16 protein-coding genes and 2 tRNA genes are annotated in these 16,387 nt (G+C 67.4%); 6 read left to right on the top strand and 12 right to left on the bottom strand.

The genetic code is table 11. From position 1 onward, the window contains the following. Nucleotides 1-155: 155 nt before the first annotated feature. Nucleotides 156-311: a hypothetical protein gene (locus G448_RS18445; RefSeq protein WP_026408247.1), complete on the bottom strand. Its 156-nt coding sequence runs from the start codon at nt 309-311 to the stop codon at nt 156-158. After that, the gene (locus tag G448_RS0112425) at nt 311-1,069 is read right to left on the bottom strand and encodes a class E sortase (RefSeq protein ID WP_026408246.1); all 759 of its coding nucleotides are present in this window, start codon (nt 1,067-1,069) and stop codon (nt 311-313) included. The genes G448_RS18445 and G448_RS0112425 overlap by 1 nt, the downstream gene beginning before the upstream one ends. Before the next feature lie 183 nt (nt 1,070-1,252). Here G448_RS0112425 and G448_RS0112420 point away from each other — a divergent pair, with 183 nt between their 5' ends. Next, complete coding sequence (locus G448_RS0112420) at nt 1,253-1,594, top strand: cell division protein CrgA (RefSeq protein ID WP_026408245.1); 342 nt, start codon at nt 1,253-1,255, stop codon at nt 1,592-1,594. A 22-nt stretch (nt 1,595-1,616) separates the two neighbouring features. On the opposite strand, the gene G448_RS0112415 is transcribed toward G448_RS0112420, so the two are convergent. Both G448_RS0112415 and G448_RS0112410 read right to left on the bottom strand, forming a co-directional pair. Then, a complete protein-coding gene (locus G448_RS0112415) occupies nt 1,617-2,477 on the bottom strand; it encodes an aldo/keto reductase (RefSeq protein WP_026408244.1) in 861 nt (286 codons plus the stop codon). Between the two features lie 135 nt (nt 2,478-2,612). Beyond that, complete coding sequence (locus tag G448_RS0112410) at nt 2,613-3,149, bottom strand: hypothetical protein (RefSeq protein WP_051269039.1); 537 nt, start codon at nt 3,147-3,149, stop codon at nt 2,613-2,615. Between the two features lie 164 nt (nt 3,150-3,313). On the opposite strand from G448_RS0112410, the gene G448_RS0112405 reads away from it, so the two are divergent. Continuing rightward, nucleotides 3,314-3,835, top strand: a complete 522-nt coding sequence (locus G448_RS0112405; protein ID WP_008730804.1) for a peptidylprolyl isomerase — start codon at nt 3,314-3,316, stop codon at nt 3,833-3,835. Between the two features lie 89 nt (nt 3,836-3,924). Continuing rightward, nucleotides 3,925-4,764: a rhomboid family intramembrane serine protease gene (locus G448_RS0112400; protein ID WP_026408242.1), complete on the top strand. Its 840-nt coding sequence runs from the start codon at nt 3,925-3,927 to the stop codon at nt 4,762-4,764. Between the two features lie 884 nt (nt 4,765-5,648). Here the strand turns inward: G448_RS0112400 and G448_RS0112395 are convergent. The 6 genes from G448_RS0112395 to gyrB form a co-directional block, all read right to left on the bottom strand. Continuing rightward, nucleotides 5,649-5,721: transfer RNA gene (locus tag G448_RS0112395), tRNA-Ala, on the bottom strand. A 2-nt stretch (nt 5,722-5,723) separates the two neighbouring features. Beyond that, nucleotides 5,724-5,858, bottom strand: coding sequence for a DLW-39 family protein (locus tag G448_RS18590; protein ID WP_211228017.1), 135 nt, complete (start codon nt 5,856-5,858; stop codon nt 5,724-5,726). Between the two features lie 31 nt (nt 5,859-5,889). After that, a tRNA-Ile gene (locus G448_RS0112385) sits at nt 5,890-5,963 on the bottom strand. A 48-nt stretch (nt 5,964-6,011) separates the two neighbouring features. Next, the gene (locus tag G448_RS0112380; RefSeq protein ID WP_026408241.1) at nt 6,012-6,470 is read right to left on the bottom strand and encodes a DUF3566 domain-containing protein; all 459 of its coding nucleotides are present in this window, start codon (nt 6,468-6,470) and stop codon (nt 6,012-6,014) included. Further along, nucleotides 6,467-9,157, bottom strand: coding sequence for a DNA gyrase subunit A (gene gyrA / locus G448_RS0112375; RefSeq protein WP_026408240.1), 2,691 nt, complete (start codon nt 9,155-9,157; stop codon nt 6,467-6,469). Before gyrA ends, G448_RS0112380 begins: the two co-directional genes overlap by 4 nt. 50 nt (nt 9,158-9,207) lie before the next feature. After that, entirely contained in the window at nt 9,208-11,268 is a 2,061-nt protein-coding gene (gene gyrB / locus G448_RS0112370) for a DNA topoisomerase (ATP-hydrolyzing) subunit B (protein WP_390882931.1), read from the bottom strand. Nucleotides 11,269-11,607: 339 nt separating this feature from the next. Here gyrB and G448_RS0112365 point away from each other — a divergent pair, with 339 nt between their 5' ends. The 3 genes from G448_RS0112365 to G448_RS0112355 are packed head-to-tail and all read left to right on the top strand — an operon-like array spanning nt 11,608 to nt 14,556. Further along, the gene (locus G448_RS0112365; protein ID WP_026408238.1) at nt 11,608-12,267 is read left to right on the top strand and encodes an MptD family putative ECF transporter S component; all 660 of its coding nucleotides are present in this window, start codon (nt 11,608-11,610) and stop codon (nt 12,265-12,267) included. A gap of 1 nt (nt 12,268) precedes the next feature. Beyond that, on the top strand, nt 12,269-12,994 hold the full coding sequence (locus tag G448_RS0112360; RefSeq protein WP_026408237.1) for an energy-coupling factor transporter transmembrane component T family protein: 726 nt from the start codon (nt 12,269-12,271) through the stop codon (nt 12,992-12,994). Next, the gene (locus tag G448_RS0112355) at nt 12,991-14,556 is read left to right on the top strand and encodes an ABC transporter ATP-binding protein (protein ID WP_156911036.1); all 1,566 of its coding nucleotides are present in this window, start codon (nt 12,991-12,993) and stop codon (nt 14,554-14,556) included. The genes G448_RS0112360 and G448_RS0112355 overlap by 4 nt, the downstream gene beginning before the upstream one ends. A 13-nt stretch (nt 14,557-14,569) precedes the next feature. Here the strand turns inward: G448_RS0112355 and G448_RS0112350 are convergent, their stop codons facing one another. After that, on the bottom strand, nt 14,570-15,163 hold the full coding sequence (locus G448_RS0112350; protein ID WP_026408235.1) for a DciA family protein: 594 nt from the start codon (nt 15,161-15,163) through the stop codon (nt 14,570-14,572). Next, nucleotides 15,156-16,373: a DNA replication/repair protein RecF gene (recF, locus tag G448_RS0112345; RefSeq protein WP_026408234.1), complete on the bottom strand. Its 1,218-nt coding sequence runs from the start codon at nt 16,371-16,373 to the stop codon at nt 15,156-15,158. The genes G448_RS0112350 and recF overlap by 8 nt, the downstream gene beginning before the upstream one ends. Nucleotides 16,374-16,387: the final 14 nt, after the last annotated feature.

Genomic DNA, 16,387 nt, shown 5'->3' with positions numbered 1-16,387 from the left:
GTCCTTCTCGACGACCACCGTCGTGATGTCAACCGCCCCGCCCGAGAGCGCAGTCAGCGTCGCACGCCGAGCGGCGCGCCGGTCCCGCCTGCATCACGAACGCGACGTCGCGATCTGGCTGCGGGCAGAACGCGGAGTCGGACCGCGGCCGTGGGTCAGACCGTGGCCTCCCCCGAGAGGTTCCACGTCGCGTTGGCCCAGGGGAAGACGACTTCGAAGAGGAAGAGCACCGTCAGCACCATCAGGGCCAGGGCCTCAATGGCCTTGAACCAGGCCGGGCCGGGCAGGTGCCGCCAGATCCATCCGTACATCAGTTGACCTCCGGGTCGCCCAGGACCGAGGCGGGGCGCCCCTCGGACCGCGGCATCCAGTAGGAGAACTTCCCGTGGACGACCCACCGGTGGTCATTGCCCCATTCACCGGTGGTCAGGGAGTGGCACGTCGTCAGGGTGATATAGCGATCCACGGGCTGGGCCTCCTGGTCGCCCGGCACCGGGGCGATGACGTCGACCTGCGTCGGCTCGACGATATCGTGGGACGAGACCGTGTAGACGTACCAGGTGTCCCTCGTCGCGACGACGATCTCATCGCCCTCCTCAAGCGTGTCGATGCGCAGGAAGGAATTGCCATTGGTGCGCCGATGACCGGCGATCGCGAAGTTTCCGATCTCACCGACCTGCTGCGTCTCGGGGTAGTGACCGGCCGCCGCCTGGTCCAGCACATCGCTTCCCGTGCCCTCGAGGATCGGCATATTGTTGTTCGTCACGCCATACCACTTGGGGACGACGAGCATGCCGATGGTGCCCCCGTAATCGACGGGCTCGAACTCCGGCGGGTCTTCGGTGTGCTTGGTGCCCTCGATCTTGGGCGACTCCACCTGGGTCTCATGGAAGGCCGTGGTGTGGGCCTCGGCCTTCTGGGTCGCGGCGATCCCCGTCCACCACAGCTGCCAGGCCAGGAAGAGCGCCACGACGATCCCGACGGTGATGAGGAGCTCCCCGAATCCCGACAGGACCCGGTCGAGCGCCGAACGACGACGCGGCCTCGCCCTGTGACGATTGGATGCCATCAGCCCTCCTGGGTGGCTGGACGTTGAGTGCCATGACCAGTCTATGAGTCGTTCTACGAACCTGCGCGCCTCGTCCACGACTCGAGGCCGACGGATCCTGCTCCGCAATGCCCTAGGCTAGGCGTTGGCCGTACCCGGCAACAAGTCCGGATTCCCAGTCGTCCCGCCAGTGAGGAGGCCCACGTGGCCCAGTCGAAGAAGTCCGCTCCCAAGCGCTCGGGCAACCCCGCCAAGGCGGCCGCAGCGGAGAAGGAGAAGCAGGAGTCGCGATCCGCGGCGAACCGTGTATCCCGTGTACCGGTCAAGGTCAAGCGCACCGGCAGCCCCAATTGGTACGCCCCCACCATGGTGACCCTCATGGTCATCGGGCTGCTGTGGGTCGTGACGACCTATCTCTTCAAGGGCACCTATCCGCTGCCGTACTTCCAGTCCCACCACGCCAACGACTGGCTGGCCAATGGGAACCTCTACGTGGGGTTCCTCATCATGATGATCGGCTTCCTGGGGCTCCTCCGCTGGAAGTGAGCACGACGCGCCTCGCCGGCGCTCACTCCTGAATCCTGTCGGGATGCGATCCGGTGCGCAGCCCCCGATCGAGGGCGTCGAGGGCCGCCATCTGCTCGTCCGTCAACGCGAACGACGACACGTCGGCATTGGTGCGCATGCGCTCGAGATGCGTCGTCTTCGGAATGACGACCAGGTCGTGCTGCAGGTGCCAGCGGATGACGACCTGGGCGGGGGTGACGCCGAGCGCGGCCGCCGCGTCGATGACGACCGGATCCTGCAGCAGTCGCCCGCGCCCCAAGGGAGACCAGGACTCGGTGACGATACCGAGACTGTCGTGCAGCGCGCGCAGCGGCTTCTGCAGGAGGTAGGGGTGAAGCTCGATCTGGTTGACGGCCGGGGTCACGCCGGTGGCCTCGATGATCGTGCGCAGGTGCTCGGCCTGAAAATTGGACACCCCGATGGCTCGTACGCGGCCCGACTCCAGGATCCGGATCATGGTGCGCCACGTATCGACCAGGTCGATGCCGGGGGAGTGGGCCATCGGCCAGTGCACGAGGAAGAGATCGAGGACGTCCAGACGCAGATCGCGCATGGTGGCCTCGAAACTGCGCAGGGCGTCATCGCGCCGGTGGTTGGGGTTGTCGAGCTTGGAGGTCACCCACAACTCGTCGCGAGGGATTCCCGAGTCCGCGATAGCGGTGCCGACTCCGGACTCATTGCCGTACATCTGAGCGGTGTCGATGTGCCGGTAGCCGACGCCGAGAGCATCACGAACCACATGCTCGACCCGCTCGGCATCGATCTTGTAGGTACCCGCTCCCAACCGCGGCATCCGCAGGGGAGCGGGCTCATTGGTCCCTCGAATCAGGAATGCCGGGGATGCGGGAACGACGGTGTTCATGCTCCCAGCCTATCCGTCCGCGTACTTCTCCGGGAGGCTTGGAGCCGCAGCGGCGTCCCCCGCACGAGCCGCACGGGGGACGCCGCGATCAGGTCCGATTGATCTGAGACTGGAGCGCGTGGGCCTCTTCACGCCTCACTCGGTCGTGGAGGCGCCCTCCACCCCGACGGTCTCATCCTCGGCGGAGTCGGCCCAGTACTCCTCGGCCCACGGATCCTCCACGGGCTGACTGCGCCGCCACACGACGTAGGCGGCGCCCGCTGCGGCACCGGCCAGCGCGAGCCAGCCGAGCGTCTTAAGGACGGGGTGCTTCTTCTTCACGGGAACCTCCGGAATATCAAGTGCCGCGTTCTTCGCGGCGACGGCGATGCGCTGAGCGCGCTCGGTGAGCGTACCCTCCGTGCCGGCCGCGGCCTGAGCGGCAACGGCGGCTCTGTGAGCGGCCGGGACGTAGTCCTCGGCCACCCGGCTACGAGCCTCCTCGACGACGGGCTGTGCGCGCAACTGGGCCTCCTTGGCGGCCTTGGCGACCTCGGTGCGGGCCCTGCTCACGCGGGGAGCCGCCCACACGGCGGCGCGCTCGGCCCGAGCCGCGATGTTCTCGGCAAGGGAGGCCGCCTCGTGACGAAGCTGGTCGGTGTCGATCTTCTTCTCGAAGGTCTTGCAAGCCATGATGGTCTCCCTGCTCGGAACGATGAGGTCGCTTGGGGTCCATCGTCGCACCCGCGGACCGATCGCACCCGTAATCCAAGCACGCGTTTTGCCTGGGGTGAACAGGCGTGTCCGCAGCCGAGCGTCTCAGCGCCGTGCGTGATGCGCGTGCAACGATTGCGGTCATGGAAGCGACACTGCACACCAACCTCGGCGACATCCGCCTCGAGCTCTTCGCGGAGCAGGCTCCTGAAACCGTTTCGAACTTCGTGGGCCTGGCGACGGGTGAGAAGACCTGGACCGACCCTCGTACCAAGGAGCAGTCCAACGCGCCCCTGTACTCGGGCGTGATCTTCCATCGCGTCATCCCGGGCTTCATGATCCAGGGGGGCGATCCCCTGGGCACCGGCACCGGCGGCCCCGGATACACCTTCGACGACGAGATCGACCCCTCCCTGACCTTCACGCAGCCCTACATCCTGGCCATGGCCAACGCCGGTCGTCGCCTCGGCAAGGGCACCAACGGTTCCCAGTTCTTCATCACCACGGCGCCCACCGAGTGGCTGCAGGGCAAGCACACGATCTTCGGAGAGGTGGCCGACGACGCATCCCGCCAGGTCGTGGACGCGATCTCGGCGGTGTCGACCGACCCGCGCGATCGCCCTCTGGAGGACGTCGTCATCACCTCGGTCACCGTCACGAAGTGAGCCGCGCTCGAACCCTCGACGCCGCCGGCCCTCCGCGGACCGGCGGCGTCGCCGTACTCGATGCCCTCCCCGCTCGACAGGACCCAGCCATGACCCAGTTCACCACCGATCCGTCCAACGAACTCCCAGTATGCCCACGGCACCCCGACCGGGTCACATACGTGCGCTGCCAGCGCTGCAATCGTCCCACCTGCCCCCAGTGCCAGGTGCCGAGCGCCGTCGGCGTGCACTGCGTGGACTGCGCTCGCAGAGCAGCGGCGTCCCGTCGGGACGTGCGCTCCGTGCTCGGCGGACGAGCGGTGGCCGGTGCTCTGGTCTCCAAGGGGCTCATCGCCGCCTGTATGGTGATCTATCTGGTGCAGATGGCCGTCCCCTCCCTCGACTCCCAGTTCGCCTTCCTGCCGGCACTGGCCGCCGGCGAGCCCTGGCGGTTCCTGACGACCGCCTTCCTCCACGCGAACTACATGCACCTCGGCTTCAACATGTGGGCCCTGTGGGTACTGGGCGGCTCCCTCGAGCCGGTGCTCGGGCGCTGGCGGTTCACCGCCGTCTACCTGCTCAGCGCCTTGGGCGGCTCGACGGCGATCTACTGGCTCTCCCGGCCGGATACCGATGCCTGGATCACGATGACGGTGGGCGCCTCCGGAGCAGTCTTCGGCCTGTTCTCGACCATATTCGTGGTGCAACGGCGCTTCGGGCGGGACACCTCGGGAATCGTGGCACTCCTGGCGATCAATGCCGTCATCTCCTTCCTGGGGGCCAACATCTCCTGGCAGGGCCACCTGGGCGGACTGGTGACCGGTGCGCTCGTGGCGTCGCTGTACGCCTGGGCACCACGGACCAAGCGCACCGTCTACGGGGTCTGGGGCACGGTGGGCATCGCAGTCGCGCTGGTTGGGCTGATCTGCCTGCGAGCGGCACTGGTCTGACCGCACATCCTTCGAACGGTTATCCACAGGTTTGTTCAGAGCTGTGAATCTGGGGAAGCACAGTGCTGTGATTCATCCACAGCTGTGCGCACACATGTGGAAACACAGCGATGTCGTTTTCCACAGCCCAGCCCACAGGTGGGGAAAACCGAACGCTGAAGCCACACGCCCATCCACCGCTGTGGACACGACCCCGTGCGTTGGGTTGTCCACCGCTGTGCGTCGACGCCGGCACCCCCTGTGGTTTCGCACCGCCCGGACCACCAGCAGCCCGAGTGGGTCCTCCGTCCCTTCGTCGAGATGGGTCCGGTTCCTCACCGTCGTCAAGATCCGCCCCGGGTTGTCGGGCACGCGGCGGTGAATGATGCAGCGGACGAGACCTTGGAAGACCTGTCGGCGGCGGGCGGGCGATATCTCCGGCGCAACGTCGGTTCGATGCGGGTGCGCCGTCATGACGCTCGACGGCGATCCACGAAGCGCCCCGGGAACCGTCCGCCGGCGAACAGCCCCGATCCGCCCGGCGCGCTCGACATCGGCTCGGAAGCGCCCCGTCATGCCGGAGCCTCGTCGAACCGGACCATCTTCCATTCCGGCGTCTCGCTCTCAGGGACCGCCGGGCCCTTCCCCGTGGTCCTCTGGGCTGCGGCGAACCGGAAGTGACATCCGATCGGCGGCGGTCCTTCCACCGTCCCTGCAGTCTTTGGACCGACCCCTCTGCGCGACGCAGACGACGCAGACGCCTCAACGATGTCACGAACCGCTGGTCCTCGGTCTTCGCCGGCCCCACTCGGAAAGGACCGATCTCGGCACGGAAGCGGACCGATCTCGACGTGTTCCGCACCGTCGGTTACACGCGGACCGCTACTGTCCGACCACGGCGGAGGTGGAGCTAACGGGACTCGAACCCGTAACCCCCTGCTTGCAAAGCAGGTGCGCTACCAATTGCGCCATAGCCCCGACTAATCGACCGGGTCGGTGACCTCGGCCCACGCGGCGCGCTCGGCGCGCGCCGCCTCGATCCTCAGCCACACCGCATAGAATGCGACCCCGAGAAACGAGAAAACCGCGGCTGAAACGAGCATCCGGTTCCTCATGAACCCTCCCTCTTCATTCCACCGCGGAACGTGGGCCTAGCTGGACTCGAACCAGCGACCTCATCCTTATCAGGGATGCGCTCTAACCAACTGAGCTATAGGCCCGGCGACGCGGATGAGGCTATCCCACCACGTCGATCGCCTTCAAATCGATCAGTCATCCGCCAGTGTGAGATGAACCCCACCGACGAGCGTCGCAGTCAGGTTGTAGAGCAGTGCTGTCACCGTGGCCAGGGCGGTTGTCAGAACCACGTTCACCACGCCGATGATGATGGCCATCGATACCGCTCGCTTGAAGGCCAGGTACTCCACGAGTGCCGAGTAAGCGTTGTTGTCCGACTGCATGATCGTGCTCGCCAACTCCTTGATGGTGGAGAACACGTGCATGGCGTCGAGCATGAGCCATACGAAGATGGCCGCGACCACGAACATAACGCCCGCCGCCACGCTCAGCATGAAGGTGACCTTCATGATCGACCACGGATCGACACGTGTCAGGGACAGCCGTACACGCCGGGGACCAGCGATCGTCTTGGACTGACTACCGGACTTCCCACTGCCCTGGGACGCACTGTCTCCCCCCATGGGTGGGAAGGACTCCGACTGACTCATGCCTGAACCTCACTCTCGTCGTCGCTCGAGCCTACCGTCTCAGCATCACCCGGCGCAGCGGTGTTCACAACTACGTCAATCGAATCCGTCGAATCCACCTCGTCGGGCCCCGCGGCATCGTGCTCCGACCCATCGGCGAGCTCGCCGACGTCGGGCCCGTCCGACTCGTCGACGAGCTCACGCTCGGCGCTGCGGGCCACGGCGATGATGCGGTCGCCGTCGTCAGGCTTGGCGAACGTCACGCCCTGCGTGGCGCGGCCGGTACGGGAGACCTCGGTCACCGCGGAGCGCACCACCTTGCCCGAGGCCATGATGCACAGGACCTCGTCGCGAGGTGCGGTCACCAGTGCACCGACCAGGTCGCCGCGAGCCTCGACGAGGTTGGCGACCTTGACTCCGAGGCCACCGCGACCCTTGGTCGGGTAGTCGGTGGCGAGCGTGCGCTTGGCGTAGCCGCCCTCGGTGACGACGAACAGGTCGGCGTCGGTCCACTGCGGATCGACGACGCCCATGGCCAGCAGGCTGTCTCCGGGCCGGAAGCGCATGCCGGTGACACCGGAGGTCGCCCTGCCGGTGGGCCGCAGGGTCTCGTCGTCGGCGCGAAAGCGCAGCGACTGGCCGTGACGGGAGACGAGGAGCAGATCCTGCCCGGCGGACAGCAGGGACGCCGAGACGAGCTCGTCGCTGATCCCGTCCCCGTTCTCGCGCAGGTTGATGGCGATGACACCGCCGGAGCGATTGGAGTCGTACTCGCTCAGTCGAGTCTTCTTCACCAGGCCGCGACGAGTGGCCAGGACGAGGAAGTCGGCCTGGCCATAGCTCCCCAGCTCCATGACCTGAGCGATCTCCTCACCGGGCTGAAAGGCCAGCAGGTTGGCCACGTGCTGGCCCTTGGCGTCACGCCCGCCCTCGGGCAACTCATAGGCCTTGGCCCGGTAGACGCGACCCAGGTTCGTGAAGAAGAGCAGCCAGCGGTGGGTGGTGGTGACGAAGAAATGACTGACGACGTCGTCCTGCCGCAGTGCAGCGCCCTTGATCCCCTTGCCGCCACGATGCTGCGAGCGGTAGGCATCGGTTCGGGTGCGCTTGGCATAACCGGAGCGGGTGATGGTGACGACGACGTCCTCCTCGGGGATGAGATCCTCCATGCTCATCTCGCCGTCGAAAGGCACGATACGAGTGCGTCGCTCGTCGCCGTACTTGCTCACGATATCGGCCAGCTCGTCCGAGACGATGCTGCGCTGACGCTGCCGGGAGGCGATGATGTCGCGCAGGTCCGCGACCCGGGCTCGCAGATCCTCGCTCTCCTGCTGGATCTTGAGGCGCTCCAGTGCGGCGAGTCGGCGCAGCTGGAGGGAGAGAATCGCCTCGGCCTGGGCCTCATCGACGCCGAGCAGGCCCATGAGCCCGCTGCGGGCCTCATCAGTAGTGGGCGAACGGCGAATGAGAGCGATGACGGCGTCCAGGGCGTCGATCGCCTTGAGCAGTCCCTCGAGGATGTGGAGGCGCTCCTCGGCCTTGCGCAGACGATAGCGCGATCGACGCACGATGACGTCGATCTGGTGGTCCACCCAGTGGCGCACGAACCCGTCCAGGCTCAGGGTGCGGGGCACGCCGTCGACCAGGGCCAGCATATTGGCCGGGAAGTTGTCCTGAAGCTGGGTGCGCTTGTAGAGGTTGTTGAGAACGACCTTGGCGACGGCGTCGCGCTTGAGCACGATGACCAGCCTCTGGCCGGTGCGGCCGGAGGTCTCATCGCGGATGTCGGCGATACCGCCGACCTGCCCGTCGCGCACCAGTTGGGCGATCTTATCGGCGAGGTTGTCGGGGTTGACCTGATAGGGCAGCTCGGTGACCACCAGGCACTGGCGGCCCTGGATCTCCTCGACGTTGACCACGGCCCGCTGGGTGATCGATCCGCGACCGGTGCGGTAGGCGTCCTCGATGCCGCGCCGCCCCAGGATGGTGGCACCGGTGGGGAAGTCGGGGCCGGGGACGCGCTCGATGAGACTCTCCAGCAGTTCCTCGCGACTCGCGTCGGGATGCTCGAGGAACCACTGGACCCCGGAGGCGACCTCGCGCAGGTTGTGCGGAGGAATGCGCGTGGCCATGCCCACCGCGATGCCCTCGCTCCCGTTGACCAGGAGATTCGGGAATCGGGACGGCAGGATGACCGGCTCCTGGTTCCGCCCGTCGTAGTTGTCCTGGAAATCGACGCTCTCCTCGTCGATGTCGCGAACCATCTCCATGGCCAGCGGCGCCATCTTGCACTCGGTGTACCTGGGAGCGGCCGGACCGAGATTGCCGGGAGTACCGAAGTTGCCCTGTCCGGCCACGAGCGGGTAGCGCAGCGACCACCACTGGACCAGGCGGGCCAGGGCGTCGTAGATGGCGGCATCGCCATGCGGGTGATAATTGCCCATGACCTCGCCCACGACGCGGGAGGACTTGGAGAAGGAGGCGTTCGGGCGGTAGCCGCCGTCGTACATGGCGTACAGGACGCGACGGTGGACGGGTTTGAGGCCGTCGCGCACGTCCGGCAGGGCGCGCCCGACGATGACGCTCATGGCGTAGTCGAGGTAGGAGCGCTGCATCTCCATCTGAAGGTCGACCGGCTGGACGCGCTGGGGAACGACCGCATCCGTCAGGCCCTCGTCGCCGATGATCTCGTCAACTTCGTCGCTCACAGAATTCCTTACGTGCTCGTGGGATCTCCCGTCGGAGTGCGTCAGCGGACTCAGATGTCCAGGAAGCGCACATCCGCGGCGTTGCGCTGGATGAAGGAACGGCGTTGCTCGACATCATCGCCCATGAGGATCGAGAAGGTCTCGTCGGCATCGGCCGCCTCATCGAGAGTGACCTGTTTGAGGATTCGGGTGGTCGGGTCCATGGTCGTCTCCCACAGCTCGTGGTCGTTCATCTCGCCCAGTCCCTTGTAGCGCTGAATGCCGCCGTCCTTGGGCAGACGACGACCGGCCTCGGTCCCGGCCTCGAGCATCCGATCGCGCTCGGCGTCGGAGTAGGCGAACTCGTGCTCGACGCCCACCCACTTGAGGCGGTACAGCGGCGGCATGGCGATGTAGGTGTGGCCCTGCTCGATGAGCGGGCGCATGTAGCGGAAGAGGAGGGTCAGCAGAAGGGTGGCGATGTGCTGGCCATCGACGTCGGCATCGGCCATGATGACGATCTTGCCGTAGCGCAGCTTGGCCAGATCGAAGTCCTCGCCGATGCCGGTGCCGAAGGCGGTGATGAGGGATCGGATCGTGTCGGAGGACAGCGCCCGGTCCAGGCGCGCCTTCTCCACGTTGAGGATCTTGCCGCGGATCGGCATGATCGCCTGGTGCTCGGGGTCGCGCCCGCCGACGGCGGAACCGCCGGCGGAGTCGCCCTCGACGATGAAGATCTCGCACTCGGCGGCGTCCCGGGAGGAGCAGTCGCGCAGCTTGCCGGGCATGGAGGCGGACTCCAGGACTCCCTTGCGGCGCGTGGCCTCACGGGCCTTGCGCGCGGCCAGGCGCGCCGCCGCCGCCTGAGTCGCCTTGGCGATGACGGCCCTGGCGTCGGCGGGGTGGGAGTCGAGCCAGTCGCCGAGCCGGGAGTAAACGGTCTGCTGAACGAAGGTGCGGGCCTCGGTGTTGCCGAGCTTGGTCTTGGTCTGCCCCTCGAACTGGGGCTCGGTGAGCTTGACGGAGATGACCGCGGTCAGTCCCTCACGGATGTCGTCGCCGACGAGGTTGCCGTCCTTGTCCTTGAGCAGACCCTTCTCCCGGGCGTACTTGTTGATCAGCGTGGTCAACGCCGTGCGGAAGCCCTCCTCGTGAGTGCCGCCCTCGGTGGTGTTGATCGTGTTGGCGTAGGTGTGCACCGACTCCGAATAGGCGCTCGTCCACTGCATCGCGATCTCGAGACTGATGCCGTGGACGCCGTCGATGGCCTGCTCGGCCTCGAAGTCGATGATCTCGGGATGGACGACCTCGACCTTCTTGGAGTGATTGAGGAAGGCCACGTAGTCACGCAGACCGTGCTCGTAGCAGTAGGTGTCCGACCGGAATCCCACCACCGGCTCATCGCCCGGCCCGGTCTCGTCACCGGTGATCTCATCACCGGCATCGGTCACGCCCTCGCGCTCGTCGGTGAGTGTGATGCGCAGGCCCTTGTTGAGGAAGGCCATCTGCTGGAAGCGACGCCGCAGGGTCTCGTAGTCGAAGACGACCGTCTCGAAGATCGCCGGATCGGGGTAGAAGGTCTGCGTGGTACCGGTCTCCGAGGTCTCCTCGCCCTTGATCAGGGGCGTCGTGGGCTTCCCGCCGTCGCCGAAACTCATGCGCCACACATGTCCCTGACGACGCACCTCCGTATCGACGCGGGTGGACAGGGCGTTGACCACGGAGACGCCGACGCCGTGGAGCCCGCCGGAGACAGCGTAGCCGCCACCGCCGAACTTGCCGCCGGCGTGAAGGATCGTCATGACGACCTCGACGGTGGGCCTGTGCTCCGTGGGGTGCTCGTCAACGGGGATGCCGCGTCCATTATCGACGACCCGGAGCCCGCCGTCGGCCTGAATGGTGACCTCGATGTGATCGCAGCAACCGGCGAGGGCCTCGTCCACGGCGTTGTCGACGACCTCGTACACCAAGTGGTGCAATCCGCGCTCACCAGTGGAGCCGATGTACATGCCCGGCCGCTTGCGCACCGCCTCGAGTCCCTCGAGCACGGTGATGTCCGAAGCGCCGTAGTCGGCCGACCCCTGGCCGATACGTGAATCGGCGATGGTCACAGGCTGGTCCTGGTCAGACACGTGTCAGCTGCTCCTCTTTCCTGTGCGCCGGGCTGCACCCGACCCCTCTGAACGCCGACTGGCGGGCTCGGTCCCGCGGCGTGTAGGTGGGTACCTGCGAAGAGCCCAGGGCGCACCGTGGGCGTTTCTGGGGCCATTCTAGCGTGGATCATCGTGGAACCCGTCGCCGGACGATGCTTGTCGGGCGTGTGCAACGTCACCAGGGCGCCTCTCCGCCCCCGGGGCGCCCCGCCCGGGATCTTCATTCTGACAGCCGGTCGGAAAAAGATATCGATTCTCATCCTTCTCGTATCATTCAGGGGTACCTAACCCTATGATCGAGGAAAGAGCCACGTTCCCATGACCCCGAACACCGAGACCCCCGAGACCTCTGAGACCTCTGAGGCTCCCGCGGCAGCGAGTCCCGCCCCGCTCGCCGACCACTCCCTCAAGCCGAAGGACCTCATCACCGTCGGCGTCTTCACGGCCATGTACTTCGTCGTCTTCTTCGGCTTCGGCATGCTCGGCCTCTTCGGGCCGGCTGTTCACGCCATCGGCATCGTGCTCGGCAGCCTCGCCAACGGCATCGTCTTCGCCCTCTACATCACTCGCATCCGCAAGCCCGGGATGATCTTCCTCACCGGCATCATCTCATCCCTGCTCATGGTGCTGACCGGGCACGCCTGGACCACCCTGGTGACGGCGGCCGTGTTCTCCATTCTGGCCGAGATCGTCCTGGCCCGCGGCCGCTACCGCTCCGCCCGCGCCTCGGCGCTCGCCTACGGCGTGTTCTCCTTGTGGGTCGCCGGCCCGATTCTGCCGCTGTACTACCAGCACGACGCCTACATCGCCGACATAGGAAAGAAGATGGGGGACGGCTACGCCCGGGCCTGGGAGACCCTGTTCTCACCGGCGTTCCTGCTCGGACTGCTCGCCGTCGTCTTCGTGTCCTCCTTCCTCGGAGGTCGGCTGGGGCAGAAGATGCTGCGCAAGCACTTCATGCGCGCTGGCATCGCCTGAGATGCGGCTCCTCGCGACCTCCGCGCACGGAGGATGGCTCCGGCTCGACCCCCGCACCAAGCTCCTACTCGTCGTGGTGGTGAACGTGGCGGCCCTGACACGCGTCGAGCAGACGGCTTCCCTGGTCGCGTTCGTGTCCGTGGCGATCCTGCTCGCCACGATCGGCTCCTGGCGCGCTCTGGGCACCCAGGTCCTGCTCTTCACCCTCTGCCGGGGGGCTCAGATCCTGGGCACGCAGGTCCTGAGCGGGCCGGTGTGGCGGACGGCGGGGGCGGTCGGCTTCTTCGTGGGCAACTTCGTCACGGCACTCACGATGGGCGTGTACCTGGTGCGGTCGACGACCCCGTCCGAGCTCATCGAGGGTCTGCGCCGACTGCGAGTCCCCGATGCCGTCGTCATCCCCCTGGCGGTCATGCTGCGGTTCCTTCCGACCCTGACCGAAGAGCTCACCGCCGTGATCCAGGCCGTACGCCTGCGCCGACTGCACACGGGTCGATGGGGCTTCCTGCGCGAACCGCTGGTAGCGATCGAGCACATCATGGTCCCCTTCCTCGTCTCGGCGACCCGGATCGGCGACGAGCTGGCCGCCTCGGCGCTCACCCGCGGCCTGGGCGGGACGCGCTTGCGCACCACGATCACCGATCTCCGCTTCCGCCCGGGAGACGTCGTGGGCCTGGCGATGTCGTTCCTCATCATCCTCGTCTTCCTCCGAGGAGCACTATCATGACCGCCCACGATCACCCCATGATCGACATCGACCACGTGTCCTTCGCCTACGGCTCCGCGAGCGCCGTCGGCACCGACAGCACCGACGGGGATAGAGGCGCTGGAGATCCCACGGGCGCGGTTCCCGGACTGGAGGACGCGAGCCTTCGCATCCAGCCGGGCGAGTGCGTTCTGCTGTGCGGCCCCAGCGGCTGCGGCAAGTCCACGCTGCTGCGCCTCATCAATGGCCTGGTGCCCAACTTCCATCCGGGTGTCCTCACCGGAAGCGTGACGGTCGCGGGGATCGACGCCTCCGTCTCGTCGCTGGACGTGACGGGGCGGCAGGTCGCCACCGTCTTCCAGAACCCCCGCACCCAGTTCTTCACCTCCGAGGTGCGCAGCGAGCTCGCCTTCGGCCCGGAGAACTTCGGAACGGCTCCGGGCACCATCCGCCGTCGTCTGACCGAGGCGGCGCGGCGCACGGGAATCGATGATCTCCTGAGCGCCAGTCTCTTCCGCCTCTCCGGCGGTCAGAAGCAGCTCGTCGCCTGCGCGGCCTCCATGGTCGTGGACCCCCGGGTGCATCTGTTCGACGAGCCCACATCGAACCTGTCCCCGGAGTCGGTGAATCTCCTGCGCGATGTGCTCCTGGACCTGCGCGCCTCGGGTGCGACCATGGTCATCGCCGAGCACCGACTGTCCTACCTGCGCGATGTCGTGGACCGCGTGATCCTGCTCGATGGCGGCAGGATCGTGCGCGAGATGCCCGCCGCACGGCTATGGGCCATGAACGAGCGGGAACGAATCGATCTGGGGTTGCGCGCTCTCCACCCGGTCGAGTCCGCGCATCCCGCTCTCATCCTGCACGCCCGGAAGGCCCCCTCCGACCAGGACGTCCAGATGTCCGGGGTCGGCGCGCGGAGAGATGCACCGCCTTCGACCTTTGGCGGGCTCACGGTGGAGGACCTGAGCTTCTCCTACGGCTCCCACCGAGTCCTCGACATTCCCCGACTCGACCTGCCCCGCGGCCGGGTGACGGCACTGGTCGGCCCCAATGGAGCGGGCAAATCGACTCTCACACGCGTCCTCGTCGGCCTTGAGCGGGCCAAGGGCACGATCCGCCTCGACGGTCGGGCTCTACGTGCCAAGGAGCGGACGAGACTCGGTTACGTCGTCATGCAGGATGTCCATCGCCAGCTCTTCGGCGCCGAGGTGCGCGAGGAGCTCGCCCTGGGAGTGCCGCCCGAAGAGCTCACCGATGGCAGGGTCGAACGGACCCTGGCCGACCACGGCCTGGCGGACGTGGCCGATCGTCATCCCATGTCGTTGTCGGGCGGTCAGAAGCAGCGCCTGGTGATCGCCGCCGCGCGCATGGTCGACAAGGAGATCTATATCTTCGACGAGCCCTCGTCGGGATTGGACTACCGCCATCTGCGCTCCACGGCCCGCACGATCCGCGATCTCGCTGAAGCGGACAAGGTGGTGGTCGTCGTCACCCATGATGAGGAGCTACTCACCGCCTGCGCCGATCGCGTCGTGCAGATGCGCCCGCTGGCGGGGCCGACCGCGTCGACGACGGACTGAGTCCCATCGACCCTCACCCGTAGGTGTCCCGCGGGCCCCTGCCACCGCGAGCAGCACCGAAACGACCATTGCGCCAGGTGGGTCCGACGGGCCCCAGAACTCGGATCTCGACCGCACCGCCGTCGTCCCCCAACGCGTCGATCACCCGTCGTTCGATCGTGGGCAGGAGCAGTCGCAGCTGCTGCGCCCACGCGCTGGAGGAGGCGCGCAGCGTCAGCAGGCCCGGATCGAAGCTCTCGATGACGGCGTGCTCAGCGACCTGCGGCCCGACGAGCTCCCTCCACCGCACCGACACCGATGCCATGGCTAGGTGACCAGCCCAGCCGTGCGTCTCGGCGTAGCGGCGCAGATCGCGCTTGCCGGTGCGCGGATCGAAGCGCGTCGGCCCGGGTCGATCGCGTCCCGGCGGGAGTCCGGGTCCCCGGTCGGTCGGATCATCCTGCGAACCGGACGCGCCTCGCGTTGCACGACGCGCGTCCCAGGCGGCGACGCCGTCCTCACCCGCGGCCTGTCGCGACAGGACCCGACGAGTCTCACCCGCGCCCCACGCATGTCCCCGCTCACGGGCCAGTGCTCGCGCCGCCAGGGCGTCGCCCACCTCACTCACGGCTCACCCCAGAAGCGGAGACGCGGAAACGCGCACCGGTCAATCGGGCGGGCACATCCTCGTCGACGGCCGCCGTGAGCAGCACCTGCTGGGCCCCGGCGACGACATCGGCCAGTGCCGCCCGGCGCCCGGCATCCAAGGAGGCGAAGACGTCGTCGAGGACGAGTACCGGCTCGCCGTCCCCGCCGTAGGCGTCGACATCGCGCCGCAGCATCTCGTAGGAGGCCAACCGCAGCGCCAGCGCCAAGGACCACTGCTCGCCGTGGGAGGCGAAGCCCTTGGCGGGCAGGGCTCCCAGGTGGAGAAGCAGGTCATCGCGGTGCGCGCCGACCAGGTTGGCCCCGCGATCGATCTCGCGCTCCCGCAGCCGGGACATGACCGTCTCCAGGCGCGCAGCGGTGGCCGCGACATCGGCGAGCTCGGCCTCGGCGGCCGTTCGCGCCCCCTCATCGGCCGGATCGGGCTCCGACCGCCCCTCGTGAACCAGCAGGCTGGAACGGTAGACGAGGCGGGCGCTCGACTGCCCCTGGCTGACCCGTTCGTAGGAGCTCATCACCCACGGGCGCAACCGGGCCACGACGTCCACGCGCGCGGCGACGAGCCGTGCTGCCGCCGCGGCCAGCTGAGCGTCCCACACCTCAAGACTGGAGAGCATCGAGGCCGGCACGCCTCCCGAGCGGCGCGCGGCACGAGCCGACTTCAGCAGGCTGGCGCGCTGCGCGAGGATCTTGTCGTGCTCCGCGCGCACCCCGGCCAACGAGGGGCGCAGAGTCACCGCCAGGTCGTCCATGAAACGACGGCGCACCCCGGGCTCCTCGCGGACCAGAGCCAGGTCCTCGGGAGCGAAGACGACAGCGCGCAGAATGCCCAGCAGGGCGCGGGGCCGTGAGGCGGTGCGATTGAGCCGGGCCCGGTTCGCCCTACCCGCGATGATCTCGATCTCCAGGACACTGGGACGCTCGCCGTGGACGACCTTGGCGCGCACGACCGCTCCGCCGGGCTGCGGCTCGCCCGACGCAGCGCGCCGTACCAGGGCGGTGTCCGCACCGGAACGGTGACTCGAGAGAGTCGACAGGTAGGCGATCGCCTCGACGAGGTTGGTCTTGCCCTGCCCATTGGGCCCGATGAAAGCGGTGGGACCGGGTTCAAGGGCGAGCACGAGCTCGTCGTAGGAGCGGAAGTCGTCGAGTGCCAGATCCGAGACGTACACGGGCGCGTGCCCGC

The organism is Actinomyces gerencseriae DSM 6844 (assembly GCF_000429265.1).
GTDB lineage: Bacteria > Actinomycetota > Actinomycetes > Actinomycetales > Actinomycetaceae > Actinomyces > Actinomyces gerencseriae.
This window is presented reverse-complemented; position numbering and strand designations above follow the sequence as displayed.

Excerpts from the sequence above, each read along its gene's own strand:
- G448_RS18445 (WP_026408247.1), bottom strand. The coding sequence starts at position 311 with ATGTACGGATGGATCTGGCGGCACCTGCCCGGCCCGGCCTGGTTCAAG.
- G448_RS0112425 (WP_026408246.1), bottom strand. The coding sequence starts at position 1,069 with ATGGCATCCAATCGTCACAGGGCGAGGCCGCGTCGTCGTTCGGCGCTC.
- G448_RS0112415 (WP_026408244.1), bottom strand. The coding sequence starts at position 2,477 with ATGAACACCGTCGTTCCCGCATCCCCGGCATTCCTGATTCGAGGGACC.
- G448_RS0112410 (WP_051269039.1), bottom strand. The coding sequence starts at position 3,149 with ATGGCTTGCAAGACCTTCGAGAAGAAGATCGACACCGACCAGCTTCGT.
- G448_RS0112405 (WP_008730804.1), top strand. The coding sequence starts at position 3,314 with ATGGAAGCGACACTGCACACCAACCTCGGCGACATCCGCCTCGAGCTC.
- G448_RS0112400 (WP_026408242.1), top strand. The coding sequence starts at position 3,925 with ATGACCCAGTTCACCACCGATCCGTCCAACGAACTCCCAGTATGCCCA.
- G448_RS18590 (WP_211228017.1), bottom strand. The coding sequence starts at position 5,858 with ATGAGGAACCGGATGCTCGTTTCAGCCGCGGTTTTCTCGTTTCTCGGG.
- G448_RS0112380 (WP_026408241.1), bottom strand. The coding sequence starts at position 6,470 with ATGAGTCAGTCGGAGTCCTTCCCACCCATGGGGGGAGACAGTGCGTCC.
- G448_RS0112365 (WP_026408238.1), top strand. The coding sequence starts at position 11,608 with ATGACCCCGAACACCGAGACCCCCGAGACCTCTGAGACCTCTGAGGCT.
- G448_RS0112360 (WP_026408237.1), top strand. The coding sequence starts at position 12,269 with ATGCGGCTCCTCGCGACCTCCGCGCACGGAGGATGGCTCCGGCTCGAC.
- G448_RS0112355 (WP_156911036.1), top strand. The coding sequence starts at position 12,991 with ATGACCGCCCACGATCACCCCATGATCGACATCGACCACGTGTCCTTC.